The 23,117-nt window shown below is 63.7% G+C and carries 29 protein-coding genes; 14 read left to right on the forward strand and 15 right to left on the reverse strand.

What is annotated here, in order from left to right; genetic code table 11:
• Both QM694_RS07745 and QM694_RS07750 read right to left on the reverse strand, forming a co-directional pair.
• Complete coding sequence (locus tag QM694_RS07745) at nucleotides 1-294, reverse strand: DUF1244 domain-containing protein (RefSeq protein WP_415006369.1); 294 nt, start codon at nucleotides 292-294, stop codon at nucleotides 1-3.
• A gap of 45 nt (nucleotides 295-339) precedes the next feature.
• Nucleotides 340-1,074 (reverse strand): N-formylglutamate amidohydrolase, encoded by a 735-nt coding sequence (locus tag QM694_RS07750; protein ID WP_415006370.1) that lies wholly within the window; start codon nucleotides 1,072-1,074, stop codon nucleotides 340-342.
• 114 nt (nucleotides 1,075-1,188) lie between these two features.
• On the opposite strand from QM694_RS07750, the gene QM694_RS07755 reads away from it, so the two are divergent.
• From QM694_RS07755 to QM694_RS07765, 3 genes are read left to right on the forward strand one after another with little or no spacing between them, the layout of a single operon-like run.
• Nucleotides 1,189-1,662, forward strand: a complete 474-nt coding sequence (locus QM694_RS07755; RefSeq protein ID WP_415006371.1) for a DUF1036 domain-containing protein — start codon at nucleotides 1,189-1,191, stop codon at nucleotides 1,660-1,662.
• Between the two features lie 2 nt (nucleotides 1,663-1,664).
• Nucleotides 1,665-3,101 (forward strand): pyruvate kinase, encoded by a 1,437-nt coding sequence (gene pyk / locus QM694_RS07760; protein ID WP_415006372.1) that lies wholly within the window; start codon nucleotides 1,665-1,667, stop codon nucleotides 3,099-3,101.
• Nucleotides 3,102-3,133: 32 nt separating this feature from the next.
• Nucleotides 3,134-3,331 (forward strand): hypothetical protein, encoded by a 198-nt coding sequence (locus QM694_RS07765; protein WP_415006373.1) that lies wholly within the window; start codon nucleotides 3,134-3,136, stop codon nucleotides 3,329-3,331.
• 165 nt (nucleotides 3,332-3,496) lie between these two features.
• Here the strand turns inward: QM694_RS07765 and QM694_RS07770 are convergent, their stop codons facing one another.
• Both QM694_RS07770 and ykgO read right to left on the reverse strand, forming a co-directional pair.
• Nucleotides 3,497-4,069, reverse strand: a complete 573-nt coding sequence (locus QM694_RS07770) for a tetratricopeptide repeat protein (protein WP_415006374.1) — start codon at nucleotides 4,067-4,069, stop codon at nucleotides 3,497-3,499.
• Between the two features lie 92 nt (nucleotides 4,070-4,161).
• Entirely contained in the window at nucleotides 4,162-4,287 is a 126-nt protein-coding gene (ykgO, locus tag QM694_RS07775; RefSeq protein ID WP_415006375.1) for a type B 50S ribosomal protein L36, read from the reverse strand.
• A gap of 109 nt (nucleotides 4,288-4,396) precedes the next feature.
• Between ykgO and QM694_RS07780 the strand changes: the two genes are divergently transcribed.
• From QM694_RS07780 to QM694_RS07800, 5 genes are all read left to right on the forward strand, one after another.
• Nucleotides 4,397-4,621, forward strand: a complete 225-nt coding sequence (locus tag QM694_RS07780; protein WP_415006376.1) for a hypothetical protein — start codon at nucleotides 4,397-4,399, stop codon at nucleotides 4,619-4,621.
• Entirely contained in the window at nucleotides 4,621-4,872 is a 252-nt protein-coding gene (locus QM694_RS07785) for a hypothetical protein (protein WP_415006377.1), read from the forward strand. Before QM694_RS07780 ends, QM694_RS07785 begins: the two co-directional genes overlap by 1 nt.
• An 84-nt stretch (nucleotides 4,873-4,956) precedes the next feature.
• The gene (locus tag QM694_RS07790) at nucleotides 4,957-5,412 is read left to right on the forward strand and encodes an RbsD/FucU family protein (RefSeq protein ID WP_415006378.1); all 456 of its coding nucleotides are present in this window, start codon (nucleotides 4,957-4,959) and stop codon (nucleotides 5,410-5,412) included.
• 2 nt (nucleotides 5,413-5,414) lie between these two features.
• Nucleotides 5,415-6,332: a ribokinase gene (rbsK, locus tag QM694_RS07795; RefSeq protein ID WP_415006379.1), complete on the forward strand. Its 918-nt coding sequence runs from the start codon at nucleotides 5,415-5,417 to the stop codon at nucleotides 6,330-6,332.
• Complete coding sequence (locus QM694_RS07800) at nucleotides 6,329-6,955, forward strand: metallophosphoesterase (RefSeq protein WP_415006380.1); 627 nt, start codon at nucleotides 6,329-6,331, stop codon at nucleotides 6,953-6,955. Before rbsK ends, QM694_RS07800 begins: the two co-directional genes overlap by 4 nt.
• 101 nt (nucleotides 6,956-7,056) lie before the next feature.
• On the opposite strand, the gene QM694_RS07805 is transcribed toward QM694_RS07800, so the two are convergent.
• Together QM694_RS07805 and iolD are read right to left on the reverse strand one after the other, a co-directional pair.
• On the reverse strand, nucleotides 7,057-8,187 hold the full coding sequence (locus tag QM694_RS07805; RefSeq protein WP_415006381.1) for a Gfo/Idh/MocA family protein: 1,131 nt from the start codon (nucleotides 8,185-8,187) through the stop codon (nucleotides 7,057-7,059).
• Entirely contained in the window at nucleotides 8,187-10,031 is a 1,845-nt protein-coding gene (gene iolD, locus QM694_RS07810) for a 3D-(3,5/4)-trihydroxycyclohexane-1,2-dione acylhydrolase (decyclizing) (protein ID WP_415006382.1), read from the reverse strand. Before iolD ends, QM694_RS07805 begins: the two co-directional genes overlap by 1 nt.
• Nucleotides 10,032-10,130: 99 nt before the next feature.
• Here iolD and QM694_RS07815 point away from each other — a divergent pair, with 99 nt between their 5' ends.
• The 6 genes from QM694_RS07815 to QM694_RS07840 are packed head-to-tail and all read left to right on the forward strand — an operon-like array spanning nucleotide 10,131 to nucleotide 16,029.
• Nucleotides 10,131-11,567, forward strand: a complete 1,437-nt coding sequence (locus QM694_RS07815; RefSeq protein ID WP_415006383.1) for an NAD-dependent succinate-semialdehyde dehydrogenase — start codon at nucleotides 10,131-10,133, stop codon at nucleotides 11,565-11,567.
• A 2-nt stretch (nucleotides 11,568-11,569) separates the two neighbouring features.
• The gene (locus tag QM694_RS07820; protein ID WP_415006384.1) at nucleotides 11,570-12,388 is read left to right on the forward strand and encodes an HpcH/HpaI aldolase family protein; all 819 of its coding nucleotides are present in this window, start codon (nucleotides 11,570-11,572) and stop codon (nucleotides 12,386-12,388) included.
• Between the two features lie 2 nt (nucleotides 12,389-12,390).
• A complete protein-coding gene (locus QM694_RS07825; protein ID WP_415006385.1) occupies nucleotides 12,391-13,338 on the forward strand; it encodes a hydroxyacid dehydrogenase in 948 nt (315 codons plus the stop codon).
• Nucleotides 13,335-14,342 carry a Gfo/Idh/MocA family protein gene (locus QM694_RS07830; protein ID WP_415006386.1) on the forward strand — a complete coding sequence of 336 codons (1,008 nt, stop codon included), beginning with the start codon at nucleotides 13,335-13,337 and terminating at the stop codon, nucleotides 14,340-14,342. The genes QM694_RS07825 and QM694_RS07830 overlap by 4 nt, the downstream gene beginning before the upstream one ends.
• Entirely contained in the window at nucleotides 14,339-15,163 is an 825-nt protein-coding gene (locus tag QM694_RS07835; protein WP_415006387.1) for an SDR family oxidoreductase, read from the forward strand. Before QM694_RS07830 ends, QM694_RS07835 begins: the two co-directional genes overlap by 4 nt.
• Nucleotides 15,164-15,165: 2 nt before the next feature.
• Nucleotides 15,166-16,029: a MurR/RpiR family transcriptional regulator gene (locus tag QM694_RS07840; RefSeq protein ID WP_415006388.1), complete on the forward strand. Its 864-nt coding sequence runs from the start codon at nucleotides 15,166-15,168 to the stop codon at nucleotides 16,027-16,029.
• Here QM694_RS07840 and QM694_RS07845 read toward each other — a convergent pair.
• Genes QM694_RS07845 through QM694_RS07885 form a run of 9 tightly spaced genes read right to left on the reverse strand, consistent with a single transcriptional unit; the run spans nucleotide 16,026 to nucleotide 23,030 of the window.
• Nucleotides 16,026-16,910 carry an amidohydrolase family protein gene (locus QM694_RS07845; RefSeq protein WP_415006389.1) on the reverse strand — a complete coding sequence of 295 codons (885 nt, stop codon included), beginning with the start codon at nucleotides 16,908-16,910 and terminating at the stop codon, nucleotides 16,026-16,028. The two genes, QM694_RS07840 and QM694_RS07845, sit on opposite strands and share 4 nt — an antisense overlap.
• On the reverse strand, nucleotides 16,907-17,608 hold the full coding sequence (locus tag QM694_RS07850) for a VWA domain-containing protein (protein ID WP_415006390.1): 702 nt from the start codon (nucleotides 17,606-17,608) through the stop codon (nucleotides 16,907-16,909). Before QM694_RS07850 ends, QM694_RS07845 begins: the two co-directional genes overlap by 4 nt.
• 4 nt (nucleotides 17,609-17,612) lie before the next feature.
• On the reverse strand, nucleotides 17,613-18,041 hold the full coding sequence (locus QM694_RS07855; protein WP_415006391.1) for a hypothetical protein: 429 nt from the start codon (nucleotides 18,039-18,041) through the stop codon (nucleotides 17,613-17,615).
• The gene (locus tag QM694_RS07860; RefSeq protein WP_415008589.1) at nucleotides 18,038-18,862 is read right to left on the reverse strand and encodes an AAA family ATPase; all 825 of its coding nucleotides are present in this window, start codon (nucleotides 18,860-18,862) and stop codon (nucleotides 18,038-18,040) included. Before QM694_RS07860 ends, QM694_RS07855 begins: the two co-directional genes overlap by 4 nt.
• A 38-nt stretch (nucleotides 18,863-18,900) precedes the next feature.
• Nucleotides 18,901-19,902, reverse strand: coding sequence for a xanthine dehydrogenase family protein molybdopterin-binding subunit (locus QM694_RS07865; protein WP_415006392.1), 1,002 nt, complete (start codon nucleotides 19,900-19,902; stop codon nucleotides 18,901-18,903).
• 3 nt (nucleotides 19,903-19,905) lie between these two features.
• Nucleotides 19,906-21,273 (reverse strand): xanthine dehydrogenase family protein molybdopterin-binding subunit, encoded by a 1,368-nt coding sequence (locus QM694_RS07870; RefSeq protein ID WP_415008590.1) that lies wholly within the window; start codon nucleotides 21,271-21,273, stop codon nucleotides 19,906-19,908.
• A complete protein-coding gene (locus QM694_RS07875; RefSeq protein WP_415006393.1) occupies nucleotides 21,273-21,770 on the reverse strand; it encodes a (2Fe-2S)-binding protein in 498 nt (165 codons plus the stop codon). The genes QM694_RS07870 and QM694_RS07875 overlap by 1 nt, the downstream gene beginning before the upstream one ends.
• 12 nt (nucleotides 21,771-21,782) lie before the next feature.
• Nucleotides 21,783-22,580, reverse strand: a complete 798-nt coding sequence (locus QM694_RS07880) for an FAD binding domain-containing protein (protein WP_415006394.1) — start codon at nucleotides 22,578-22,580, stop codon at nucleotides 21,783-21,785.
• 12 nt (nucleotides 22,581-22,592) lie between these two features.
• The gene (locus tag QM694_RS07885; RefSeq protein ID WP_415006395.1) at nucleotides 22,593-23,030 is read right to left on the reverse strand and encodes an SRPBCC family protein; all 438 of its coding nucleotides are present in this window, start codon (nucleotides 23,028-23,030) and stop codon (nucleotides 22,593-22,595) included.
• Nucleotides 23,031-23,117 lie beyond the last annotated feature (87 nt).

Consider the following 23,117-nt stretch of genomic DNA (forward strand, 5'->3'; position numbering starts at 1 on the left):
TTAGTGTTTGTGGGATTTCTCGAACGCCTGCTGCTGGGCGGGCGTGGCGTCTTTCTGGTGGAGCGCCTTCCAGTCTTCATAGGGCATGCCGTAGACCATCTCGCGCGCTTCGGCGCGGCTCACCGGCTCGCCCTTGTCCTTCGCCGCCTCTTCAAACCAGTTGGAGAGACAGTTGCGGCAGAAGCCTGCGAGGTTCATGAGGTCGATGTTCTGAACATCCGTGCGCTGGCGCAGATGCGCCACGAGGCGGCGGAACACCGAGGCCTCAAGCTCTGTCCTGGTCCTGTCGTCCATGTCCATGGCGTCCTCGAATGCTCCGGCCCGCCCTGCCGGACCCTCCTACATAAAGGGTTCAAGCACCCGCGCCAGCCGTTCCACCCATTCATCCACACCTGATTTGGCGGCAATAAGGTCTTGCCGGACCTCGATCAGCACATGGGCGATGCCGCGCTCGGTGCCATGCTGCCAGAGCGTGTCGCCCTCCAGAGCGCCGGAATAAGGCTCATTGTCGCCCACGATCATGCCCGGTTCTTTTGCCAGCGCGTGGATCATCGGGACGGCGAGCCTGGCATCCCTGTCCCACAAGACGCCCACATGCCAGGGCCTTGGCCAGCCCCGCCAGAAAGGCGTGAAACTGTGCATGGAGAAGATGATGGGGGTGAGGCCTTGGGCCACCTTCGCATCAAGCGCCGCCGTGATGGCCTGGTGGTAGGGCGTGAAGTAGCGAGCGATCCGCCTGTCACGCTCCGCCTCGTCCACATGGCGGTTGCCCGGCACCACAGCGCCATCCGAGAGCTTCATGATGAGGGTGGGATCATCCATCCCCCGGTTGGGGTCGATCAGCAGGCGGGAATGGCGGGTCAGCAGGGCCTCCGACGTGAGCCTGTCGGCCAGCCCCAGCGTCACGTCCCTGGCGCCGATGTCATAGGCGATGTGGCGCTGGAACTCAGCCTCGGGGAGGCCAAGCCGGCCATATTCGGGCGGCACATGATTGCTGGCATGGTCGCAGATCAGGAGCAGCGGCCCCTCGCCCGCCACATGCTCAAACGCCTCATTCGTTACAATCTTCGCCATGGACGGGTCTCCCGGATGCCGCTAAAGCCTGCGCCATCCTGCCGCCACCATTGCGCGGCGGGATTGCAGCGGGGCCGGGGGCAGTTGACGGCACGAAGCACAAGAGGAATGTTTATGACCGATTCGCAGACGCATGGGGGAGATGGCCGAATGGTGCGGAAACTGGCGTTCGCCGCGGCACTGTGCGCGGGCTTTGCCGCGATGTCCATGCCGGCCCGCGCCGATCTCAAGATGTGCAACAACACGGCCAGCCGCGTGGGCGTGGCCATCGGCTACAAGGACAAGGATGGCTGGGCGAGCGAAGGCTGGTGGACCATCGACGCGCAGAAATGCACCGCCCTCCTCAAGGGCAACCTGATCGCCCGCTATTATTACGTCTATGCGGTGGACTTCGAGAAGGGCGGCTCATGGGGCGGCAAATCCATGATGTGCATCCGCGAAAAAGTGTTCACCATCCGCGGCATCGAGGATTGCGCCGGCCGCGGCTATCAGAAGGTCGGCTTCTTCGAGGTCGACACCAACGAGGAAACTGACTGGACCGTTTCGCTCTCCGGCGAGAAGACGACACAGGGCCAGCAGGGTCAGTAATCGTGCGGCGCAATCGCAACGTCAAAATCGTCGCAACACTCGGCCCTGCCTCATCGACGGCGGAGATGATCGAGAAGCTGTTTCTCGCCGGCGTCGATGTGTTCCGCATCAACATGAGCCACACCAACCATCAGCTCCTGAACGAGCTGCATGGGGCGATCCGTGGCGTTGAAGCAAAGCTCGGCCGCCCCATCGGCATTCTCGCCGATCTGCAGGGCCCCAAGATCCGCATCGGCACCTTCGCGGAAAAAGAGGCGAAGATCAAAGCAGGCGATACCTTTGTTTTCGACACCGACCAGACGCCGGGCGATGCCACGCGCGTGTTCCTGCCGCATCCGGAGATCTTTGCCTCGGCACGCGAGGGCGACAATCTGCTGCTGAACGACGGGCGGCTGCGTGTCGAGATCACCCGCGCCGAACCCACGCGCCTTGAAACCCGCGTGATCTTCGGCGGCGTGCTCTCCAACCGCAAGGGCGTGAACCTGCCCGACACGGTGATCCCCATTCCGGCCCTCACCGACAAGGACCGCGCCGATCTCGAAGCGGCGGCGACGCTGGGGGTGGACTGGATTGCCCTCTCCTTCGTGCAGCGCCCCGATGACGTGGCCGAAGCGCGGAAGCTCGTGGCGGGCCGCGCCGGGGTGATGGCCAAGATTGAAAAGCCTTCGGCACTCGGCTGCCTTGAGGAAATTCTTGAGTTGGCCGATGGCATCATGGTGGCGCGCGGCGATCTTGGCGTCGAACTGCCGCTCGAAACCGTGCCCGCCAAGCAGAAGCAGATCACCCGCGCGGCGCGCAAAGCCGGAAAGCCGGTGATCGTCGCCACCCAGATGCTGGAATCGATGATCGTCGAGCCGGTGCCGACACGCGCCGAAGTCTCCGACGTCGCCACCGCCGTCTATGAAGGTGCGGACGCCGTGATGCTCTCCGCCGAAAGCGCCAGCGGCGCCTGGCCCGAGCGTGCCGTGGCGACCATGGACCACATCGCCCAGTCGGTGGAGCGTGACACCTTCTATCGCGGCATCATCACCGCCCAGCGTTACGAGCCGCAGGCGACCAGCGCCGATGCCATCTCCGCCGCCGCCCGCACCATTTCCGAAACGCTCAAACTGGCGGCCATCGTCTGCTATACGGGCTCGGGCTCGACCGGCCTTCGCGTCTCGCGCGAGCGGCCCGACACGCCGGTGATCTGCCTGACGCCCATTCCCTCGACCGCCAGGCGGCTGGCGCTGGCCTGGGGCCTGCATTGCGTGCTGAGCGACGACGCCCGCGATCTCGACGACATGGTGGCCAAGGCCACCGGCATCGCCTTCCAGGAAGGCTTCGCGCAGGCGGGCCAGCGCATCATCATCACCGCCGGCGTTCCCCTAGGCACCCCCGGCGCCACCAACATGATGCGCATCGCCTATGTGGGCAAGAATGGTGCTGCGGGGAATTAGACTACGCCTCAAACCGCAGGGAGAAGCACAGTGTGATCGGGAAAATGCCGCGCGTCAGGCAAATCGCCATTCTCCTGCTATCCCTGGCCTTGCTTGCGGGAACGGGGTTTGTTTCCGGAATGCTTTTGGGGTTGCTGTTTTGGGCGTGGTTCTTTCTGGTATTCATGCCGATTTGGTATTCGATTGTCGGCAGAAGGCCTGTTCCGCCGGACCCAGAAAAACGCGAATGATAGCTTACATCCCAATTGCGCCCGGATCCCAAAATCCGTCATTCCCGCGGCGGCGGGAAACCCGCTGCTACACTGCGCATTTTTCAGCATGAAGCGGGGCCTCCGCCTTCGCGGAGGTGACGGGATGTTGGGGTTGTAGATTCAAACAGTCACGCGGCGATCCGGTCAGATCGCCCGTTCCTGTTTCATGATCGCCTTCACCGCGTCCCTGATCGCGTCCATGCCGGGGTTGATGGCCAGCGCCTCGTTGAAGGCTGAGAGTGCGGCGCTGTAGTTCTTTTCGCGCTGGTAGATGAGGCCCCGGCCCGCCAGCGCGCCGAAATGGCGGGGCTCGAGTTCCAGCACCTTGTCGATGTCCTTCAGCGCCAGATCGTCGCGCTTCATTTCGTAATAGAGCGTGGCGCGGCGGTTCCAGGCTTCGGCGAAATCCGGATAGGCGCCGATCAGCGTGTTAAGGATATCGAGCGCCTGTTCCGGCGCGCCGTCGCCCATGGCGCGCGAGGCCTGGCGCAGCAGCACCTCCGCCGTGGGCGAATCGGAGGACGCCCAGATCGCCCAGATATCGGCTTCGATCTTCTGCGCGCTTTGCGCATCGGTGGAGACGTGAAGCCTTGCGAACAGGGAATCGAGCCGGTCGGCGCGCACTTCGGAAGGCGTGGGTGCGGGCTTCGCATCATCGGCGAACGCCGCCGCGGGAACGGCAAGAAGGATCAATCCGGCGAGAAGCACATGGCGCATGGCGTGAGACTACACCAATGACCATGGCAACAAAATGAGCGCCGTGCGCGGCGCCCGCTCACGGCGTTCAAAACCTTGTCAAAAGGTAAAGCTTAGCCCTGCCGCGCCTTGAAGCGCGGATTTGTCTTGTTGATGATGTAGACGCGGCCCTTGCGGCGCACCAGCTTGTTGTCGCGGTGCCGCTTGATCAGCGCCTTGAGCGAATTGCGGACTTTCATGGACTTCACCTGTTATTTCAGGCAGATGGGTGCGAAGCCCCGCAGCCGCCCGGAGATTTGAAGGCCGGTCTATAGGGGGCCAGCCCTGCCCTGTCAACCAGACCTTGCCATGCCCGCCAACCTCGATCCAACCGAACTCTGGCTCACCCTTTCCGCCCTGGGATTCGGCGCGGCGCTGACCGCCCTGATGGCCTGGCTGGAACGCCGCCCCCGCAAGGATTTTTCGCCCCGGATGTTCCCGACCACGCCCTTCCTGTTCATCGGCGCGGTCATCGCCCTGCTGGCGCTGGTGCATCTTCTGAACCTTGAGGGGATTCATACTGGGCGGCAGTGATGACCACAATTCTCATCGCACTCTGGATTGCTTGCCTCACAATCAGCGTCGTGTCGGAATGCCTGGCGTTTCTTTTCTTCAGCGGAACCGTTGGAGATTACTTCCGGGCACGGTGGCGCACGTTCGAAACCAAAAGAGAGCATTACACATCAAATATTGGATATTGGGCAGCAATGCTCACTGTTGCGATGATCGTTGTCATGACTGGATTATGGATTGCGATTTACCTTTCGTACGGCGGCAATTATTGAAGGCTTGGGCAAACTTGACTTTTCCATCATCACTCCTCCAAGGTCCGCCTCACAGAAAAATGTGACGTTTTGGGAGGACCTTGAATGCTCAGGAATTTTGACAACCGCCTCAATGCCGATGTGATCCATGCGCTGCGCGCCATGGGCCATGGCGATGACCTGATCATTTCCGATCTCAATTTCCCCTCTGATTCGGTGGCCAGGCAAACGGTGCTGGGCAAGCTGTTGCGGATGGACAATCTCTCCGCCGCCGAGGTGGTGGAGGCGGTGCTGTCTGTCATGCCGCTCGACAGCTTCGTGGATCATCCCGCCGAGCGCATGGAAGTCTCGGGCAGCCCGAAGGAAATTCCCGCCGTTCAGGCGGAAGTGCAGAAGGCCATCGACAAGGCGGAAGGCAAATCATGGCCCATGGGGTCGATCGAGCGCTTCGCCTTTTATGAGCGCGCCAAAAAGGCCTATGCGGTGATCGTGACGGGCGAGCCGCGCTTCTATGGCTGCTTCGTGCTGAAGAAGGGCGTGATCCCGCCCAAGGCCAAGTAAAGATGACATCGGGCGTCGCCATCCTCGGCATCTTCGTGGCCGACCTTGCCTTCCGCGCCAGCAGGCCGCCGGCCATCGGCGAAACGCTGATCGGCTCGGGCTTCGCCATGGGGCCGGGCGGCAAGGGCTCGAACCAGGCGGTGGCGGCGGCGCGCGCCGGTGCGCCGGTGAGCTTCATCTCAAGGCTCGGCAAGGATGCCTTCGGCGACATCGCGCTGGCCGCCTGGGCAAAAGAAGGCATCACGCCGCGCGTCGTGCAGACGGCGGATGCGCCAACCGGCGCCGCCTATATCTTCGTGAATGACCGCACCGGCGAAAACGCCATCATCGTGGTGCCGGGTGCGGCAGGCAACATCAGTGCGGCGGATGTGGAGGCCGCGGTGGACGCGATCACCTCGGCCAAGGTCTTCGTCACGCAATTGGAGCAGCCGATCGCCGCCGCGCGGCGGGGCCTTGAGATCGCGCACAAAGCAGGCGTGACGACGCTGTTCAACCCCGCGCCTGCAGCGCCGCTTGACGAAGCGATCTATCCGCTCTGCGATTACGTGATACCCAATGAGAGCGAGGCGGCCGGCCTGACCGGGCTTCCCGTCACTACTGCCGATGAGGCGCGCAAAGCGGGCGATGCGTTGCTGGCCAAGGGTGCGCGCACGGCGCTGATCACGCTTGGGGATAAAGGCGCGCTGTTTCACACCAAATCCAGATCCGAACTGATCCCGCCCTTCAAGGCGGGGCCGGTGGTGGAGACGGCAGGCGCGGGCGATGCCTTCGTCGGCGCGTTTGCCGCCGCCCTGGCGCGCGGCCTCGAACCGCTGGCGGCGGCGCGCTATGGCTCGGCGGCGGCGGGGATTTCCGTGACGCGCCCCGGCACCGCCCCCGCCATGCCCACCCGCGCCGAAACGGAAGCGCTGCTCGGGTGAGAACCTATGCCGTCGGCGATGTGCATGGCTGTGCCGATGAGTTGAGGCATCTCTTCGGCATGATCCGCGATCACGCCGGGGAGCGCATGTTTCGCGTGGTGATGCTGGGCGACTATTTTGATCGCGGGCCGGATTCCAAAGGCGTCTATGAGTTTCTGCGCGCGCAGGGCAAGGCGATGGGCGAACGTCTTGTGCTCATCCGCGGCAATCACGACCAGATGATCCTCGACGGCGAACTGAGCTTCGCGGGCGAGACGATCAGGAGCTTCGGCGGGCACATTCCGCTTGGCGTTCTGGACTGGCTGGAGCGGACGCGGCTGCTTTTTGTGGAGGGCGGCGCGGCCTATGCCCATGCGGGGCTAGACGAGCGCGCACCACTTTCACAGCAAGGCCCCGAGACGCTGATGTGGAAGCGCTACCACAAAGGCGGCGAGCAGGACTATCCCGGCGTCTATCTCTATCACGGCCATTCGCCTTGGGGGCTAGAACTGCTCCGTACACGGTGCAATGCCGACAGCGGCTGCGTCTATGGCCGGACGCTAAGCGCCGTGTGGAACGATGTGCCCGGCCCTCCGCAGGGCCAGTTCGCTGTGCAATCCAGTTTCAAATCGCGGGGTGGGTGAAAGCTCTCTCTGTCATTCCGGCGCACGCCGGAACCCAGACTTTCCACTTGCGGTGCGGTTGAACCATGGGCCCCGGCTTTCGCTGGGGTGACAGGTGTTTTTTATTTGCCCACACGCTCCCACGCGCGGGTTTTGGACGACGCGACTGCCGCTTCGACCACCTTCTGGATGTTATAGGCCTCGCGGAAATCCGGCCCCGTTGCCTTGCCCAGAGCGATGCCGCGCAGGAATTCGCCCATCTCGATGGTCTTGAGGTCATTGAAGCCAAGCTGATGGCCGCTCGCCACGCAGAACTGGCCATAGGGCGGATGCACAGGGCCTGACTCGATCTTTGCGAAGCCCGACGTGCGCGGATCGCCGCCGGCCTTGTAGAAATGCAGTTCGTTGAGATGTTCCTGATTGAACACCAGGCTGCCTTTGACTCCCGTGACCTCGAAGGCCAGATGCATCTTGCGCCCCGTGTTCACCCATGTCGCCTCGAGCGTGCCCGCGCAGCCGCGTTCAAAGGTGACGAGCATGCGCGCCATGTCATCCACCTCGACGGGCTTCATGTCCGATGAGCCCACGGCAATCGGGCGCTGTTTCACGATGGTGCGGAGATCGGCATTTATCTCCGCGATGCCGCCCAGGAGATAGCGCGCCATGCAGATGATGTGCGAGCCGAGATCGGCCACCACGCCGGGGCCGCCCTTGGGATCGATGCGCCACGTCCACGGCGACGCCGGATCGTGCATGTAGTCTTCGGCGTGAATGCCGCGAAAGCCGGTGATCTCGCCAAGCTCGCCCGCCTCGATCATCTCGCGCGCCAGCTTCAGCATCGGGTTCTTGATGTAGTTGAAGCCCACCTGCGTGATGAGGCCCTTGGCCTCCGCCGCTTCGACCATCTCCAGCGAGTCCGCAAGCGACGGCGACAGCGGCTTCTCGCAATGCACATGCTTGCCGGCGGAAAGCGCGGCAAGCGTCATCTCCTTGTGGAAGGAATTGGGCGTGGTGATCGAGATGACGTCGATGGCCGGATTGGCGATCAGGTCGCGCCAGTTGCCGGAGGAGGATTCAAAGCCATACTGGTGGGCCGCTTCGGCGGCGGATGTGGCATTCACGTCCGCGATAGCGACGAGGCGGGGCGTCGGGATATCCGGAAAGGCCGCCAGCGCCATGCGATAGGCAAAGGCATGGGCCTTGCCCATGAAGCCGGTGCCGATGAGGCCGATGCCAAGCTCGCGCTTCTGCATCACACGCCCACGCGCTGCTTGGCGCGCACATCCGCCTGATACTTCACCTGCTCCTTCACCGCATCACGGGTGGAGACTTGCGGCACGCCGACATCCCACAGCGCGTCACCCGGCGTCCATTCAAACGCATCGGAGACAATCGAGATCACGGCGGTGCGGTCCTGCGCCTTGGCCCAGTCCATCGCCTGCTCGAGTTCGGCCAGGCTTTCCACCTTGCGGGCCTTTGCCCCCATGGCTTCGGCGTGTTTCACGAAATCGACGCTGAAGGGCGCAATCGCCGTCTTGCAATCCTTGAGGAGATTGTTGAAGCCGGGCGTGCCCTTGAAATTCTGCAAGCGGTTGATGACGGCGAAGCCGCCATTGTCGCACACCACGATGATGAGCTTGTGGCCGGTGAGGACGGTTGAATAAATGTCGGAGTTCATCAGCATGTAGCTGCCGTCACCCACCATGACGATCACGTCGCGCGACGGGTCTGCCATCTTGGCGCCCCAGCCGCCGGCGATCTCATAGCCCATGCAGGAGAAGCCGAATTCGAGATCGTAGGAATTGGTGGTCTGGCAGCGCCAGTTCTTCATCGTCTCGCCGGGAAGGCCGCCCGCCGCGGTGATCATGTAATCGCGGGGCGCGGCCTTTTTGTTCACGACGCCGACCACCTGCGCATAGGTGGGAACGGGCGCATTGGTGGGCTTCTGATAGCCATCGAGCGCCTTGTTCCATTCGGCCATCAGCGTCCTGGCCTTTTTCGTCCACGTCTGATCGGCCTTCCAGCCTTTCAACGCGGCCTCGAGTTCCTCAATCGACTCCTTCGCATCGCCGACCACGGCGAGAGCGCGGTGCTTGGTGGCATCCCAGCGCGCCGCATTGAGGGAGATGAATTTGGAATCGGGGGCGAACACCGTCCACGACCCGGTGGTGAAATCCATGAGACGCGTGCCGATGGCGACAATCACATCCGCTTCCGCCGCCAGCGCATTGGCGGAGGTTGAGCCGACGATGCCGAGCGGCCCCGCGTAAGCTGGATGATCATGCGGCACGGTGCTTTTGCCGGCGATGGTCTCTGTCAACGGAATGCCATGCTCGAGCGCGAACTGTGCCACCGCCTCCTCCGCGCCCGAATAGCGCGTACCGCCGCCCGCGATGATGAGCGGGCGCTTGGCGGATTTGAGCAGCGTGATCGCCTCGGCGACGCGCGTGCGGTCTGGCCTGGCGCGCGGAATATTATGCACCGTCTTCTCGAAGAATTTGGCCGGGTAATCCCACGCCACTTCCTGAATATCCTGCGGCAGCGCGATGAAAGCGGGGCCGCAATCGGCGGGATCGAGCATCACAGCCACCGCCTGCGGCAGCGAGGAGATGATCTGCTCGGGATGAACGATCCTGTCCCAATAGCGCGTCACCGCCTTGAAGGCGTCGTTCACATTGATGGTCGGGTTGTTGAAATGCTCGACCTGTTGCATGACGGGATCGGGCCTGCGGTTCACGAACGTATCGCCGGAGAGAATGAGGATGGGCAGACGGTTGGCATGCGCGGCACCTGCGGCTGTCACCATGTTGAGCGCGCCCGGCCCGATGGAGGAGGTGCACACCATGATCTGGCGGCGCTTCTTCGCTTTTGTGAAGGCGATGGCCGCCAGTGCCATCGACTGCTCGTTCTGGCCGCGCCAGGTGGGGAACGTGTCCTTCACCGCCTCCAGCGCTTCCGAGAGGCAGGTGACATTGCCATGCCCGAAGATGGCGAACATGCCCGGAAACAGCGGCACTTCCTTGCCATCCACCACCGTGAACTGGTTGATGAGATAGCGCACCAGCGCCTGCGCCATGGTCAGCCGTATCGTGGACATTTGCGATCCTCCCTGAACTCAATGCCTTCGTTTGCGCATCGTCTATTGCATTTTTGAAATTCCTGCAATAAAAATTGCAAGACACGCAAGGACAGAAGAATGCAATACGACAGATACGGCCTGTTTATCGACGGGAAATGGGAAAAAGGATCGGGAAGCGTTCTGGCGGTGCATGACCCGGCCACCGGCGAGAAGCTGGGCGAGGCCCCTGCCGCAACCGTTGAGGATGTGAACCGCGCCATCGCCTCCGCCGCCCGGGCCTTCACCAGCTGGCGGCATGTGCCCGCCTGGACGCGGGCCGAGCTTCTGCACAAGGCGGCGGATGTGATGATCGCCCGCACCGAGGAAGCCGCGTGGGTGATGACGCTGGAAACCGGAAAGCCCCTGGCGCAGGCGAAGCGCGAATGGGGCCTCTCTTACGATCAGTTCCGTTGGCAGGCCGAGGAGGCGCGCCGCATCTATGGCCGCATCGTCGAAAGCCGGGCGCCCGGCGGGCGGATCGAGGTGCATCACGAGCCGGTGGGGGTGATCGCCGCCTTCACGGCTTGGAACTTCCCCGCCTTCCTGATTGCCCGAAAGGTGGCCCCTGCCCTTGCCGCCGGCTGCACCGCCATCGTGCGCCCCTCGCGCGAGGTGCCGGGCATCTCCATGCTTCTGATCGACTGCTTGCGCGAGGCAGGGCTTCCGGCGGGCGTTGTGAACCTCGTGACAGGTTCCACCGAAACCACCTACCGGCCGATCATGGATTCGAAGATCGTGCGCAAGATCTCGCTCACCGGCTCCACCGCCGTGGGCCAGCAGATGATCCGCGATTCCGCCGCGACCATGAAGCGCGTGTCGATGGAACTGGGCGGCAATGCGCCGGTGCTGGTCTTCGATGACGCCGATCTTGAGAAGACGCTGGACCTCTGCGTGCCGGTGAAATTCGCCAATGCCGGGCAGGTCTGCGTCACCGCCGACCGCTTCTATGTGCATGAGCGCCTGCATGATGACTTCGCCAGGGGCTTCGCGGCCCGCGCCGCTGCATTGAAGCTGGGCCACGGACTGGATGAGACTAGCCAGATGGGGCCCCTCATCAACCAGCGCCGTGTTGACGCCATCGAAGGCATCGTGGCCGATGCGAAAGCGCGGGGCGGTAATATCCTCACCGGCGGCGGGCGGCCCAAGGGGCAGAACACAGGTTTCTTCTTCGCGCCGACAGTGATCACCGGCCTGCCCGATGATGCGAGAGCGATCGCCGAGGAAAACTTCGGCCCCATCGCCGCTATCACGCCTTTCACGACGGATGAAGAAGCCTTCACCCGCGCCAACGCGACCGAGATGGGCCTTGCGGCTTACGCCTTCACAAAGGATGCGAAGCGCATGCGCGAAGCCTCGGCACGGCTCGAAGCGGGCATGGTGGGCATCAACAGCTTCGCGCTCGCCGCAGCGGAAGCACCCTTCGGCGGCATCAAGGCCTCCGGCATGGGGCGCGAGGGCGGCAGTGAAGGCATCCATGATTATCTCAACGTCAAACTCGCACAGATGGCGGTGTGATCATGCAGTTTCAGCGCGTGCGTGAACTTTGGAGTTCCGGCAAGCCGGTCATCAATGGCTGGCTTTCAACCTCGTCGAGCTTTGTGGCCGAGATCATGGCAGCGCAGGGCTATGACAGCGTGACGATTGACCTGCAGCATGGCTTCGTGGGCTATGAGCAGGCCACCGCCATGCTGCAGGCGATGCGGGCCAGCAATGTGACGCCGATGGTGCGCGTGCCATGGCTCGACCCCGCCGACATCATGAAGGCGTTGGACGCCGGCGCCTTCGGCATCATCTGCCCGATGATCAACAATGCGGAGGAAGCGGCGCGCTTCGCTTCGTATCTTCGCTATCCCCCGCAAGGTGTTCGTTCCTTCGGGCCGACGCGCGTGTCGATTGCGGCGGGTGCGGATTATGGCAAGACGGCCAATGAACAGGTCTTCGGCCTCGCCATGATCGAGACGGCGGAGGCGATGAAGAATCTCAAGAGCATCGTGAAGACGCCCGGCATCGACGGCGTCTATATCGGCCCCGCCGATCTGACGCTGGGACTGACGGGCCGCAAATATCCAACCGGCTTCGACCGCGAGGAGCCAGAGATGGTGGGCGCCATCAAGACCATCCTGAAGGAGGCGCACAACGCAGGCATCAAGGCGGCGATCCATTGCGGAACGCCAGCCTATGCCGCGAAAGCCATCGGCTGGGGCTTCGACTTCGTGACGATCTCGAACGATGTGCGCCTGCTGGCGGGGGCGGCGCAGCAGAGCGTTTCAGCCGTGCGGGCGCTGCTGGGCGAACAGGCTGCCGTAGCTCCCGCCCCTGCAAAGTCAGGATACTGAGCATGCCGCATGTGCTGATTGCCGGGAAAATCCATCAGGCCGGGCTTGACGTGCTGGACCATGCGCAGGGCCTGACGTGGGAGATGGTGCCCGAGGTGTCGCTTGCCTCCTACGCGCCGCTGGCCCCCAAGGCCGATGCCATCCTGATCCGCACCCAGCCGATGACGGCGGAGGTGATCGCCTCGGCCCCGCGCTTGCAGATCGTCTCGCGCCATGGCGTGGGCTATGATGCGGTGGATGTGGCGGCGCTGACTGCGCGCAAGATTCCGCTCTGTATCGTTGGCGATGTGAACTCGCGCGCCGTGGCCGAACATACGCTGATGCTGATGCTGGCCGCCGCGCGGCGCACCGTGGCGCATGACCACGCGGCGCGCTGCGGCAACTGGAACGAACGCAATCAGTTCAATGCCGGGGAACTGGACGGCAAGACGCTGCTGATCCTCGGCTTCGGGCGCATCGGCCGCCGCGTGGCTGAACTGGCGCAGGCCTTCGGTATGACGGTTGCGGTCTATGATCCCTTCGTCGCGGCGGAAACGGTAACGGCGTTGAACTGCACGCCTGCGGTTGATCTGTTGAGCGCGCTTGCGCAGGCCGATTATGTGTCGCTGCATCTCCCCGCCACCAGGGCGCCGGTGATCGGTGCGAAAGAACTGGCCGCCATGAAGCCCACCGCCATTCTGGTGAATGCGGCGCGCGGCGAACTGGTTGACGAAAAGGCGCTCGACGTGGCCTTGCGCGATGGCCATTTGCGCCATGCAGCGCTCGACGTGCTGGCGCAGGAGCCGCCGCCTGCCGATCATCCCCTGCTCGCCAACGCCAACGTGACCATCAGCCCGCACAACGCCGGGCTCACCGAAGAATGCGCGGCCCGCATGGCGATTTCATCCGCGCAGAACATTCTCGATCATTTCGCGGGCACGCTCGACAGGCGGTTGGTGGTGAACGCATGACGCTGAACATCGCAGTGATCGGCTGCGGCGTGATGGGCGGCGACCACGCCCGCACCTTTGCAGGCAATGTGCCGGGCGCAACCCTTGCCGTGATCGCCGATGCCGACCCGGCGCGCGCCAAAGCACTGGCGCAGGAACTTGACGCGGCGGAGTCATCCGCCGATCCGCTGGCGGTGATCGCGTCGCCCAGGATTGACGCGGTGATCGTCGCCTCGCCCGACGCCACGCATCATGGCTTCGTGCTGGCCGCCGTGAAAGCGGGAAAGCCCGTGCTGTGCGAAAAGCCCCTCGCCACCACCAGCGCCGCATGTCTTGACATCGTGGAGGCCGAAGCAAAGGCGGGACAGCGGCTGGTGACCGTAGGCTATCAGCGCCGGTTCGACCCGGCCTATGTGGAGATGAAAGGCGTTCTCTCAAGCGGCGCGCTGGGCCGGACGCTGATGCTGCATTGCCATCACCGCAATGTTGCGGCGCCTTCATGGTTCACCGCTGACATGGCGATCAGCAATTCCGCCGTGCATGAAATGGATATTGCGCGCTGGCTGCTGGACGATGAACTTATCACCGTGGATGCCCGCATGCCGAAGTTGAGCGCAACGCCCGAAGGCGCGCCGGTCTTCCTCACCTTCGACACGGCGAAGGGCACGCTTGTCACCGTCGAGGTCACCAACAATGCCGCCTATGGCTATGAGGTGAAGGGCGAGGCGGTGTGCGAGCACGGCACGCTCGAACTGGCGCAGCACGCCCTCATCGCGCGCAAGGCGGCACTCGCCGCAAGCCACAGCTATCCGCCGGACTGGCGCGGCCGTTTTGCCGATGCCTATCGCATCGAACTGCAAAGCTGGGTGCGCGCGATTGCGGGCGCAACACATACGGGAGCCAGCGCCTGGGACGGCTATCTCGCGACTTTCATCGCCGAGACGGCTTGCCAGTCCTTCACTGAACGGAAGAGTAAAGCAATCACGCCGGAAAAAAGACCGGGCCTTTATGGGAGCACGCAATGAACAGTCTCACTGGAAAAATCGCCATCATCACCGGCGGCACGCAAGGGCTGGGCGCCGCCATCGCGCGGAACTTCGCGGAGGCCGGGGCAAAGGGCCTCGTCATCTGCGGGCGCAATGAGGCCAGGGGCAAGGCCGTGGCGGCGGAGATCGAAAAATCATCCAAGGCGAAGGTACTGTTCATCTCCGCCGATCTGGGTGATGTGGATGAATGCCGTTCCATCGTGGCGGAAACCGACAAGACGTTTGGCCGCGTTGACATACTGGTAAATGCAGCAGGAAAGACCGATCGCGGCAATCTGCTCGACACCTCGCCCGAATTGTTTGACGCGATGTTCGCCGTGAATGTGCGGGCACCCTTCTTCCTTATTCAGGACGCGGCAAAGATCATGATCCGCGACGGCATCGAAGGCGCGGTCGTCAACATCGGCTCGATGTCGGAGCGCGCCGGGCAGCCTTTCATCGCCGCCTATTGCGCGTCGAAGGGGGCGCTTGCCACCCTCACCCGCAACGCCGCCTTCTCGCTGATGCGCAACCGCATCCGCGTGAACCAGCTCGACATCGGCTGGATGGCCTCCGACGGCGAGGACCGCATCCAGCGCGAATATCATGGCGCAGCCGATGACTGGCTGTCCAAGGCTTCCGCCAAGCTGCCGTTCGGCAGGCTGATTTCACCGGAGGAAGTGGCGCGCGCCGTGGCCTTCCTTGCCTCCACCGATTCAGGCCTGATGACGGGATCGGTCGTCAACTACGATCAGTCCGTGTGGGGTGCTTATCAGTCGGGACCGCCAACGCCCTCAGCCCCCATGGTGTGGGCCGAATAGGCATGGGCTTGGCGCCACAGGACTATGAGGAGCTGATCCGCACCGTCCACGATCAATATGGCGGCATGAGCAAGGCGCATCAGCAGATCGCGCTCTTCATTACGCAGAACCCCAATGACGTGGCGGTGAAACCGCTGAATGCGATTGCCGAGGCCTGCGGCATCCACGCCTCGAGCTTCGTGCGCTTTGCGCAAAGCCTTGGCTATGACGGCTTCAAGGAGATGCAGAGCCTGTTCCAGAAGCGGCTCTCGACCGCCGCCCCCGGCTTCGAGGCGCGCGTGAAGGCGCTGGAGTCGGAGCTGAGCGCGCATGGCCAGCAGGGCAGCAAGGGCTTCCTGCATGATCTCGTGCTGAAGGACATCGCCTCGCTGCAGGAATTGCTGAGCGACATTGATGCGGCATCGCTCGATGCGGCGGTGAATATTCTCGAGAAGGCCGACACGGTGTATCTGATCGGCCAGTTGCGCTCCGGCCCCATCGTGGAGTTCCTGCGCTATGTGCTGACCATGCTGGGAAAGCGCGCCGTGTTGCTGGATGCGGGCGGCGGTCTTGCCACCCATATGGCGAAGACCATCCGCGCGAATGACGCGCTGCTCGCGGTGGCTTTCCGCTTCTATGCCAATGAGGTGGTGAACATCGTGGAACAGGCGGGCGCGCGGCAGGTGCCGGTGATCGCCATTACCGATTCAACGCTCTCCCCGCTGGCCAAGAATGCCGCCGCACTCTTTTCGGTGCCGGAGCGGCAATACAGCTTCTCGCGCTCGCTCGCCGCGCCCATGTGCCTCGCCCAGGCGCTAACGCTGGCGCTCGCCTCCAAACTCCAGCGCGCCCACGATCCGCGCATTCCCATCGTGACGCAGCCTTAGACGCGATAGACACGCTCCGCCGTGCGGCGGAAGATATTGTCTTCTGCTTCCTTGCCGTGAGTGGCAGCAGCGGCGCGGTGGGCGGCCAGCACATCCGCATAGCTGGACCACAGCTTTTCGATGGGAAAGTTCGATCCGAACATCAGCCTGTCGCTGCCAAGAATTCTGATCGCCGCGTCGTAGATGAAGGCGATCACCTTGGGATCATTGCGGTGCTCGAAGGTGCCGAGGCCCGAGAGCTTGGCGTATAAATTCGTCGCTTTCGCCAGCGTGCGGAGGCCCTGCTGCCACTCCTCCACGGCGCGCTGATCCATCGACGTCAGCATGCCGCAATGGGTGAGGATGAAATCGGTGTCCGGGTTTTCGCCCACGAGTTGCAAACCATCTTCCATCTGCGAGGGAAAAAGCTGGAGATCGAAGGAATAGCCATAGTCGTTGAGGCGCTGCACATTCTTGCGCACCTTGGGATCGATCACCTGCTGCGCCGAGGGTGCGAAGCGGAAGGTGGCGTTTTCGTGCCAGTGAAGCTGCATGCGCACGCCGCACACCAGCGGATATGTCTTCAGCCGGTCAAGCTGCGGGCGCACGTCGTCAACCGAGACATCGGCATAGGCGACGATGGCCTTGGGCCAACCCGTGCGGGCGGCGATCTCGCTCACGAAGCGCGCCTCGACCTCGAAATTTTCCTTCGCCCAGTTGGTCTGCACATAGACGCCCTTGCTGACGCCCAACCCCGCATTGTCGGCGAGATATTCCTCGATCGGATAATCCCGGCGGATCGCCTCGTAAGGGCCGAAGATGCGCGGCACCATCGGCCCCACCAGCCAGGGCTGGTCCGCCTGCCGCCAGACATGGAAATGCGCGTCGACGATGCCTGTCATGATGCCATCCTGTTCCAGATGTGGTGCGCGGCCGGCGCGTTGTGTTTCAAGCCCGTGATGAAATCCGTGAGGCGCGCGAGGGAGGAGCCATCGGCCAGATCATCGAGATGCGGCAGCACGGCTTGCAGCGCCTCGGTGCGCGGCGCGAAGCGCGGATCGGCAGCCAGCGGCGTCAGCAGCGACAGGCGATGCGACAGCGCGGAGAGCCGCCGCATGGCCTTCACGAAATCATCGGGGGGGCCCGTCTCAAGCCCGTCGCTCAACAGCAGCGTCACGGCGCCGCGCGCGAAGGTGAGAAAGCGCGGCACGGCGAGCAGCGCCAGCAGCGTGGGGCCGATGCGCGTGCCGCCGTCCCAGTCGTCAACGGCTTCAGCCACGCGCGCCAGCGCCTGATCGAGGCGGGCGGGTTTGAGCGCCGTAGTGATGCGTGTGAGCCGCGTGCCAAGCGTGAAGGCTTCGACGCGCTCCAGCGTCTGCACGGCGGTGTGCGCGGCCTTGAGATAGTCCGCCGTGTGCGCCTTCATCGATCCCGAAATGTCGATGAGGATCAGCACCGGGCGGAGAAGCGGTTGGCGTTTGGCAAAGGAAGGGCGCGGCACATCGCCATCTGCTGCCACCGTAGCGCGGAGCGACCGCCGGAGATCGGGCGCGCCGCCATGCCGCGTGCGCAGGCTGCGGAACGAGAGACGCTTCGGCACAGTATTATTCAGCGCATCGGCAAAGGCGCGGAGCGGCGGCTTGCGGTTCTGGAAATGCCTGACGTGGAGAATTTCGGCGTCCGTCGCCTCTTCGCCGCTTGGAGAACTCTTCGGGGTTTTCCTCCTGCAGCGATGGCACCGCGCCACCCGCATCGCGGATCTGCGTTTCATCATTCTGAGCAGCGCCCGCCGCATCGGCCAGATCGCCCCAGAACCACTGGCGGAACAGCGCGTTGAATTCACCCCGTCGGTCGCGGGGCGGGGCCAGCGTGGCCGCCGCCGCCTGCTCGATGTCCTTCATGGAGCGGGGGCCGAGCAGCCGCACGGCATCGAGGAAGGACACCACCTGCTCCTGCGCCACCGCGAAGCCCGCCTGCCGCAGCACATCGGCAAAGCCGATGAACAGCGTGACAGCGGGCGGCACCGCGTTCACCGCGCGGCCTCTTCGATGATGGCGGGCAGTTTTGGCGAGACGAATGCCAGGTCATCGGCATCCTTCACCAGCGCGCCAACGGAACGCCGCAATGCCTCGGGCCATGGGCTGCCGGTCTTCTCCAGCATCATCGCCGCATTGGCCCATTCCAGCGTTTCGGCAATGCCCGGCGGCTTGGCGATGGGAAGCGCCCTGACCGCCTGCACGGCGCGCGCGATAGCCTCCGCCGTTTGCTTCACCACATGCGGCGCGCGCAGCCGGATCGCCTCCGCCTCGCGCTCGGGATCGGGATAGTCGATCCAGTGATAGATGCAGCGCCGCCGGAGCGCTTCCGCGAGTTCGCGCGTACGGTTTGAGGTGAGCACGACGACCGGCGGCTTCGCGGCCTTGAGCGTGCCGCGCTCCGGAATGGTGATCTGGAAATCGGAGAGAAACTCCAGCAGCAGCGCCTCGAACTCGTGGTCGCTGCGGTCCACCTCGTCGATCAGCAGCACGCAATCGCCGGGCTCGCGCAGCACCTGCAACAAAGGGCGCGGGATCAGGAATTGATCGCCATAGATATCAACCTCGGCTTCCCCGGCGCGGCGGATGGCGAGAAGCTGCCGCTGGTAATTCCACTCATAAAGCGCATGCGCGGCGTCGATGCCCTCATAGCATTGCAGCCTCACAAGGCGGCTGCCCAGCATGGCTGAGATGACTTTCGCGGCTTCCGTCTTGCCGACGCCGGGCGCCCCTTCGAGCAGCAGCGGCTTTCCCATCCTGAGCGCCAGGAACACCGCCGCCGCAAGGTCATCGTCGCAGAGATAGTCATGCCGCAGCATCGCCGCAGTGACGGCCTCGGGCGAGGATGCGATCTCCGTCACGCAGCTTTTTCCTTCAGTGCACGGAGGATACGCTCCGGCGTGATCGGCATGTGGTCGATGCGGACGCCCACCGCGTCATAGATGGCGTTGGCGATGGCCGGGATTTGCGGATTGGCGCACATTTCGCCGGGGCCTTTTGCGCCATAGGGGCCATCCGCCGCCGGGCGCTCCAGCACGATGATCTCGGTTTCGGCGATGTCACCCGGCCCCGGCATCAGATATTCGTTGAAGTCGCGCCCGCCATGCTCGCGGTTGGGATAATAGGGCTCAGTCGTTTCATAAAGCGCGTGGCTGATGCCCATCCATGAGCCGCCGACGAGCTGCTGCTCCACCATGCGGGGGTTGAGCGCCCGGCCAATCTCGAACACGTTCTTGACCGCAACGACCGTGACCTCGCCCGTCTCGTCATCCACATCCACATCCGCGACCGTGCAGGCGTGGGCATAGCAGGTGGCCGGCTTCATGGCGCCGGTTTCGACTTCCGGATAGGAGCGGGGCACCAGAAAAATGCCGCGCCCCGAAATGGAGCGGCCCTGCTTGAAATGCGCCGCCAGCGCCGTGTCAAAGATCGAGATGGATTTGGAGGGCGCGCCTTTCACCTGGATATTGCCCTTGCCATCCGTCTCGAGATCTGAGGCGTTGACCTCGAGTTCCTGCGCCGCCGCTTCCAGCATCACCTGCCGCGCCTCCGTGGCGGCGCGCAGCACGGCATTGCCGATGCGGTGCGTGCCGCGCGAGGCGAAGGTGCCCATGCAATGGGGGCCGGTGTCGGTGTCGGCAGTGTCGATCGTCACCTGCTCGGCGAGAACGCCCAGCGTCTCGGCGCAGATCTGCGCCATCACCTGCTTCAGCCCCTGCCCCAGATCGACGGAGGACAGCGTGACCATGAAATTGCCGGTGGGCGTGGCATGCACCAGCGCCTGGCTGGGATCGCCACCCAGATTCATGCCGGTTGGATAATTGACGGCGGCCACGCCCCGCCCGCGCCGGATGGCCATGGCTCAGGCCTCCTTCTTGTAAGAGGACATCTTGAAGAAACGCTCGGCGACGGGCCAATTGGTGGCGCGCGCCGCCTCCTGCATGCATTCGATCAAGGCCGCGCCTTCCGTCTTCTGGCGATGGGCTTTCATGTCGCCGTCGCGGTAGGCGTTGATGAAGCGGAATTCCAGCGGATCCATGCCGATGAGCCGCGCCAGCTTGTCCATCTGCACTTCCAGCGCGAAATCGGCGATGGTCACGCCGAAGCCGCGCATGGCGGAGGACGGCGTGCGCGTGGTGTAAACGCAGTAGGTATCAACCGACACGTTGGGAATGGTGTAAGGCCCCGGATAATGCGCCGCACCCTTCTGCGCGCCATACGGCGAATGGCGCGAATAGGCGCCAGCATCGGTATAGCCCGTGACCTGCCGGGCGAGGATGCGGCCATCTTTGGTGACGCCGTCCTTGAGCACGATCTTCTCCGCCGCGCGCGGCGAGGAAATCTGCATTTCCTCCTCGCGCGAATAGACGAAACGCACCGGCCTGCCGGTGAGCTTGGCGGCGAGAATGGCGATGGGCTCTAGCGTCACGTCAACCTTGCCGCCGAACCCGCCGCCCACCGTGCCGCCGACGAAATGCAGCTTGTGGCCGGGCATCTGCAGAATGATCGAGGTGTTATCGAGCGTGAAGAACATCGCCTGTGTGTTGGTGTAGCAGGTGAAGCGGTCATTGCCTTCCGGATTGACGATGCAGCCCGTGGTTTCGAGCGGCGCCTGCTCGATGGGCGATGACCAGTAGGTCTGTTCGAGAATGTGATCGGATTGGGCAAAGCCCTTTTCAACGTCGCCGAAGCGCACCTTGCGCGATGCGCCGCTGTCATACTTGTAATAGTTCTGCCCGTGATATTCGTTGACGATGGGAGCGCCGGGCGCCAGCGCCTCCTCGATGGTGAGGACGGGCGGCAGCACCTCGTAATCGATCTTCACCAGTTCCGCCGCCTCATGCGCGGCGCGCTCGGAGGTGGCGAGCACGGCCACGACGGCCTCGCCCTTCCAGCGCACCTTGTCGGCAGCCAGCACCTGCTCATCCTCCGGCCCCACCTGAATGAGGATGAGAATGGTATAGACATTGTGCGGCACATCCTTGTGGGTGAGTGTGCGGATGACGCCCGGATATTTGTCCGCGGCGGAGGTGTCGATGCTTTTGATGCGCGCGTGATGATGCGGGCTCCGCACCATCTTGAGATGCAGCATGCCGGGAAAATTGCGGTCGGCGAAATAGGCCGTCTTGCCGCTCACATGGCCCGGCACATCGGAGCGCTGCAGCCCCTGCCCGATCTGGTGCAGGTTGTCGTCGCGCTCGTCGGCGAAATAGCTTTTGGCGAGGCGGATCATGATGCGCTCCCCGAGCGGATCTTGCCTGCCTGCCCCGAGGCCGCCATCACGGCATCGATGATCGGCGCATAGCCGGTGCAGCGGCAAACATTGCCCCCCACCGCCTCGACGATCTCCTCGCGCGTTGGCGTGGGATTGGCGTCGAGCAGCGCCTTGGCGGCTATGATCATGCCCGGCGTGCAGAAGCCGCATTGCGCGGCGAAACCGTTGAGGAAAGCCTCCTGAATGGGATGCAGCCCGTCCGGGGAGCGGAGGCCGGCCACGGTTTCGATCTCCGCGCCATTGCAGCTTTCCGCCAGCGTGAGGCAGGAGAGCTTGAGCTTCCCGTCGATGATGACGGAGCAGCCGCCGCAGGTGCCCTGCGAGCAGCCTTCCTTGGGCGAGGTATCGCCAAACTCCTGCCTAAGCACCTTGAGGAGCGACGCGCCGGACTCGATGAATTCGGCGCGCTCCTCGCCATTGAGGATGATCTCGAGAGGAACCTTCTTGGCCATTGTGTGTGCCTCTCAGAGATAGCTTGTCATCAGGCGGCGGAAATGCACCGGCAGCACTTCCTTGCGGTACCAGGCGGAAGCGACAGGATCGGTGATGGGCGACGTGCCATCGCCAATCGCCTCCGCTGCCTTGCCGACGGTGGCCGAACTCAGAAGCTGGCCTTCAAACGCCGCCTCCGCCGCGATAGCGCGCATCGGCGCATCGCCCATGCAGGTGAGCGCGATGCGCGCCCCGCGTACGATGTTCTTCGCATCGCGCGGCGCTACGGCAGCGATGGTGATGACCGATGTGCCCTTCGGCTTGACGCGCGTGACCTTGAGGAATTTGAATGCACCCGCAGGCGGAAGGTGAAAACGCACCGCCGTCACCACATCGCGGAGCGTGGCGCGCCGTGCCAGAAAATCGCCGATCGGCAATTCGCCGTCGCACATGACAACCACGGCATCGAGCGCCAGCAGCGCCGCCGCGAAATCACCGTAAGGGACTGGCGCGAACAGATTGCCGCCCACCGTCGCCATGTTGCGCACGGCAGGGCCGCCCACCGCTTTCGCAGCGGCGGCGAGATCGTGAAGCTCATGCCGTGCGATGACCTCCGCCATCGTCACCGACGCGCCGAGCGTGACAGCGCCATCGGCGATAATGATGTCGGACAGCCCATCGGCGAGACGCACGATCAGCGACTTCGACACGTCACCGTCGTTGAAATTGCGCAGCACCAGGGTGCCGCCACCGAGATAGACGCTGTCCGGCGACGAGAGCGCCGCCTTTGCTTCGCTTGCATTCCGAACGGTTTTGACGGCCACCGGCATGATCAGCTCCGCTCAGCCCGCGAAATGTTTCTTGAGCGCCGTGAAGCCGCCCTGAAACACATTCTCGCCCATGCCTTTGGCCACCGCCTCCGCCTGGTCGGCGGGCGAATCGAAGGTGGCTGTCCATTCCGCGAAGGTCTTGTTGCCGTCGGTTACCGGGCGAAGCTGAAGCGTCGCCGTGTGGTTGCTGATCGGCTGCGGCGTCTCGATGATCGAATAGGAGACGAGATGATCGGTGTCGGAAAAGGCCAGCAGCTTCTCGCGGATGGTGGCGCCGCTCACCACCTTGAAATTGCGCACGCAGCCGATGTCGCTTGCCGCCTTGCCGTCCTCGATGCGGCTTTCCACCATGCGCGGGTGCCAGGAGGGCAGACCGTTGAAATCGCGGATGCGCGCCCACACGGCATCAATCGGCGCGTCGATGACGCTGGAAATGGTGATCGTCGGCATGGTGTCTCCTTGAACCTGTCAGGCCATCACCATGGCCGCGTCCGGCACGCCGCGCTTATCACCCGGTCTGGCGGGCTTATCACAGCG

The sequence above is a fragment of the Aestuariivirga sp. genome (genome assembly GCF_047602625.1).
Taxonomy (GTDB): domain Bacteria; phylum Pseudomonadota; class Alphaproteobacteria; order Rhizobiales; family Aestuariivirgaceae; genus Aestuariivirga.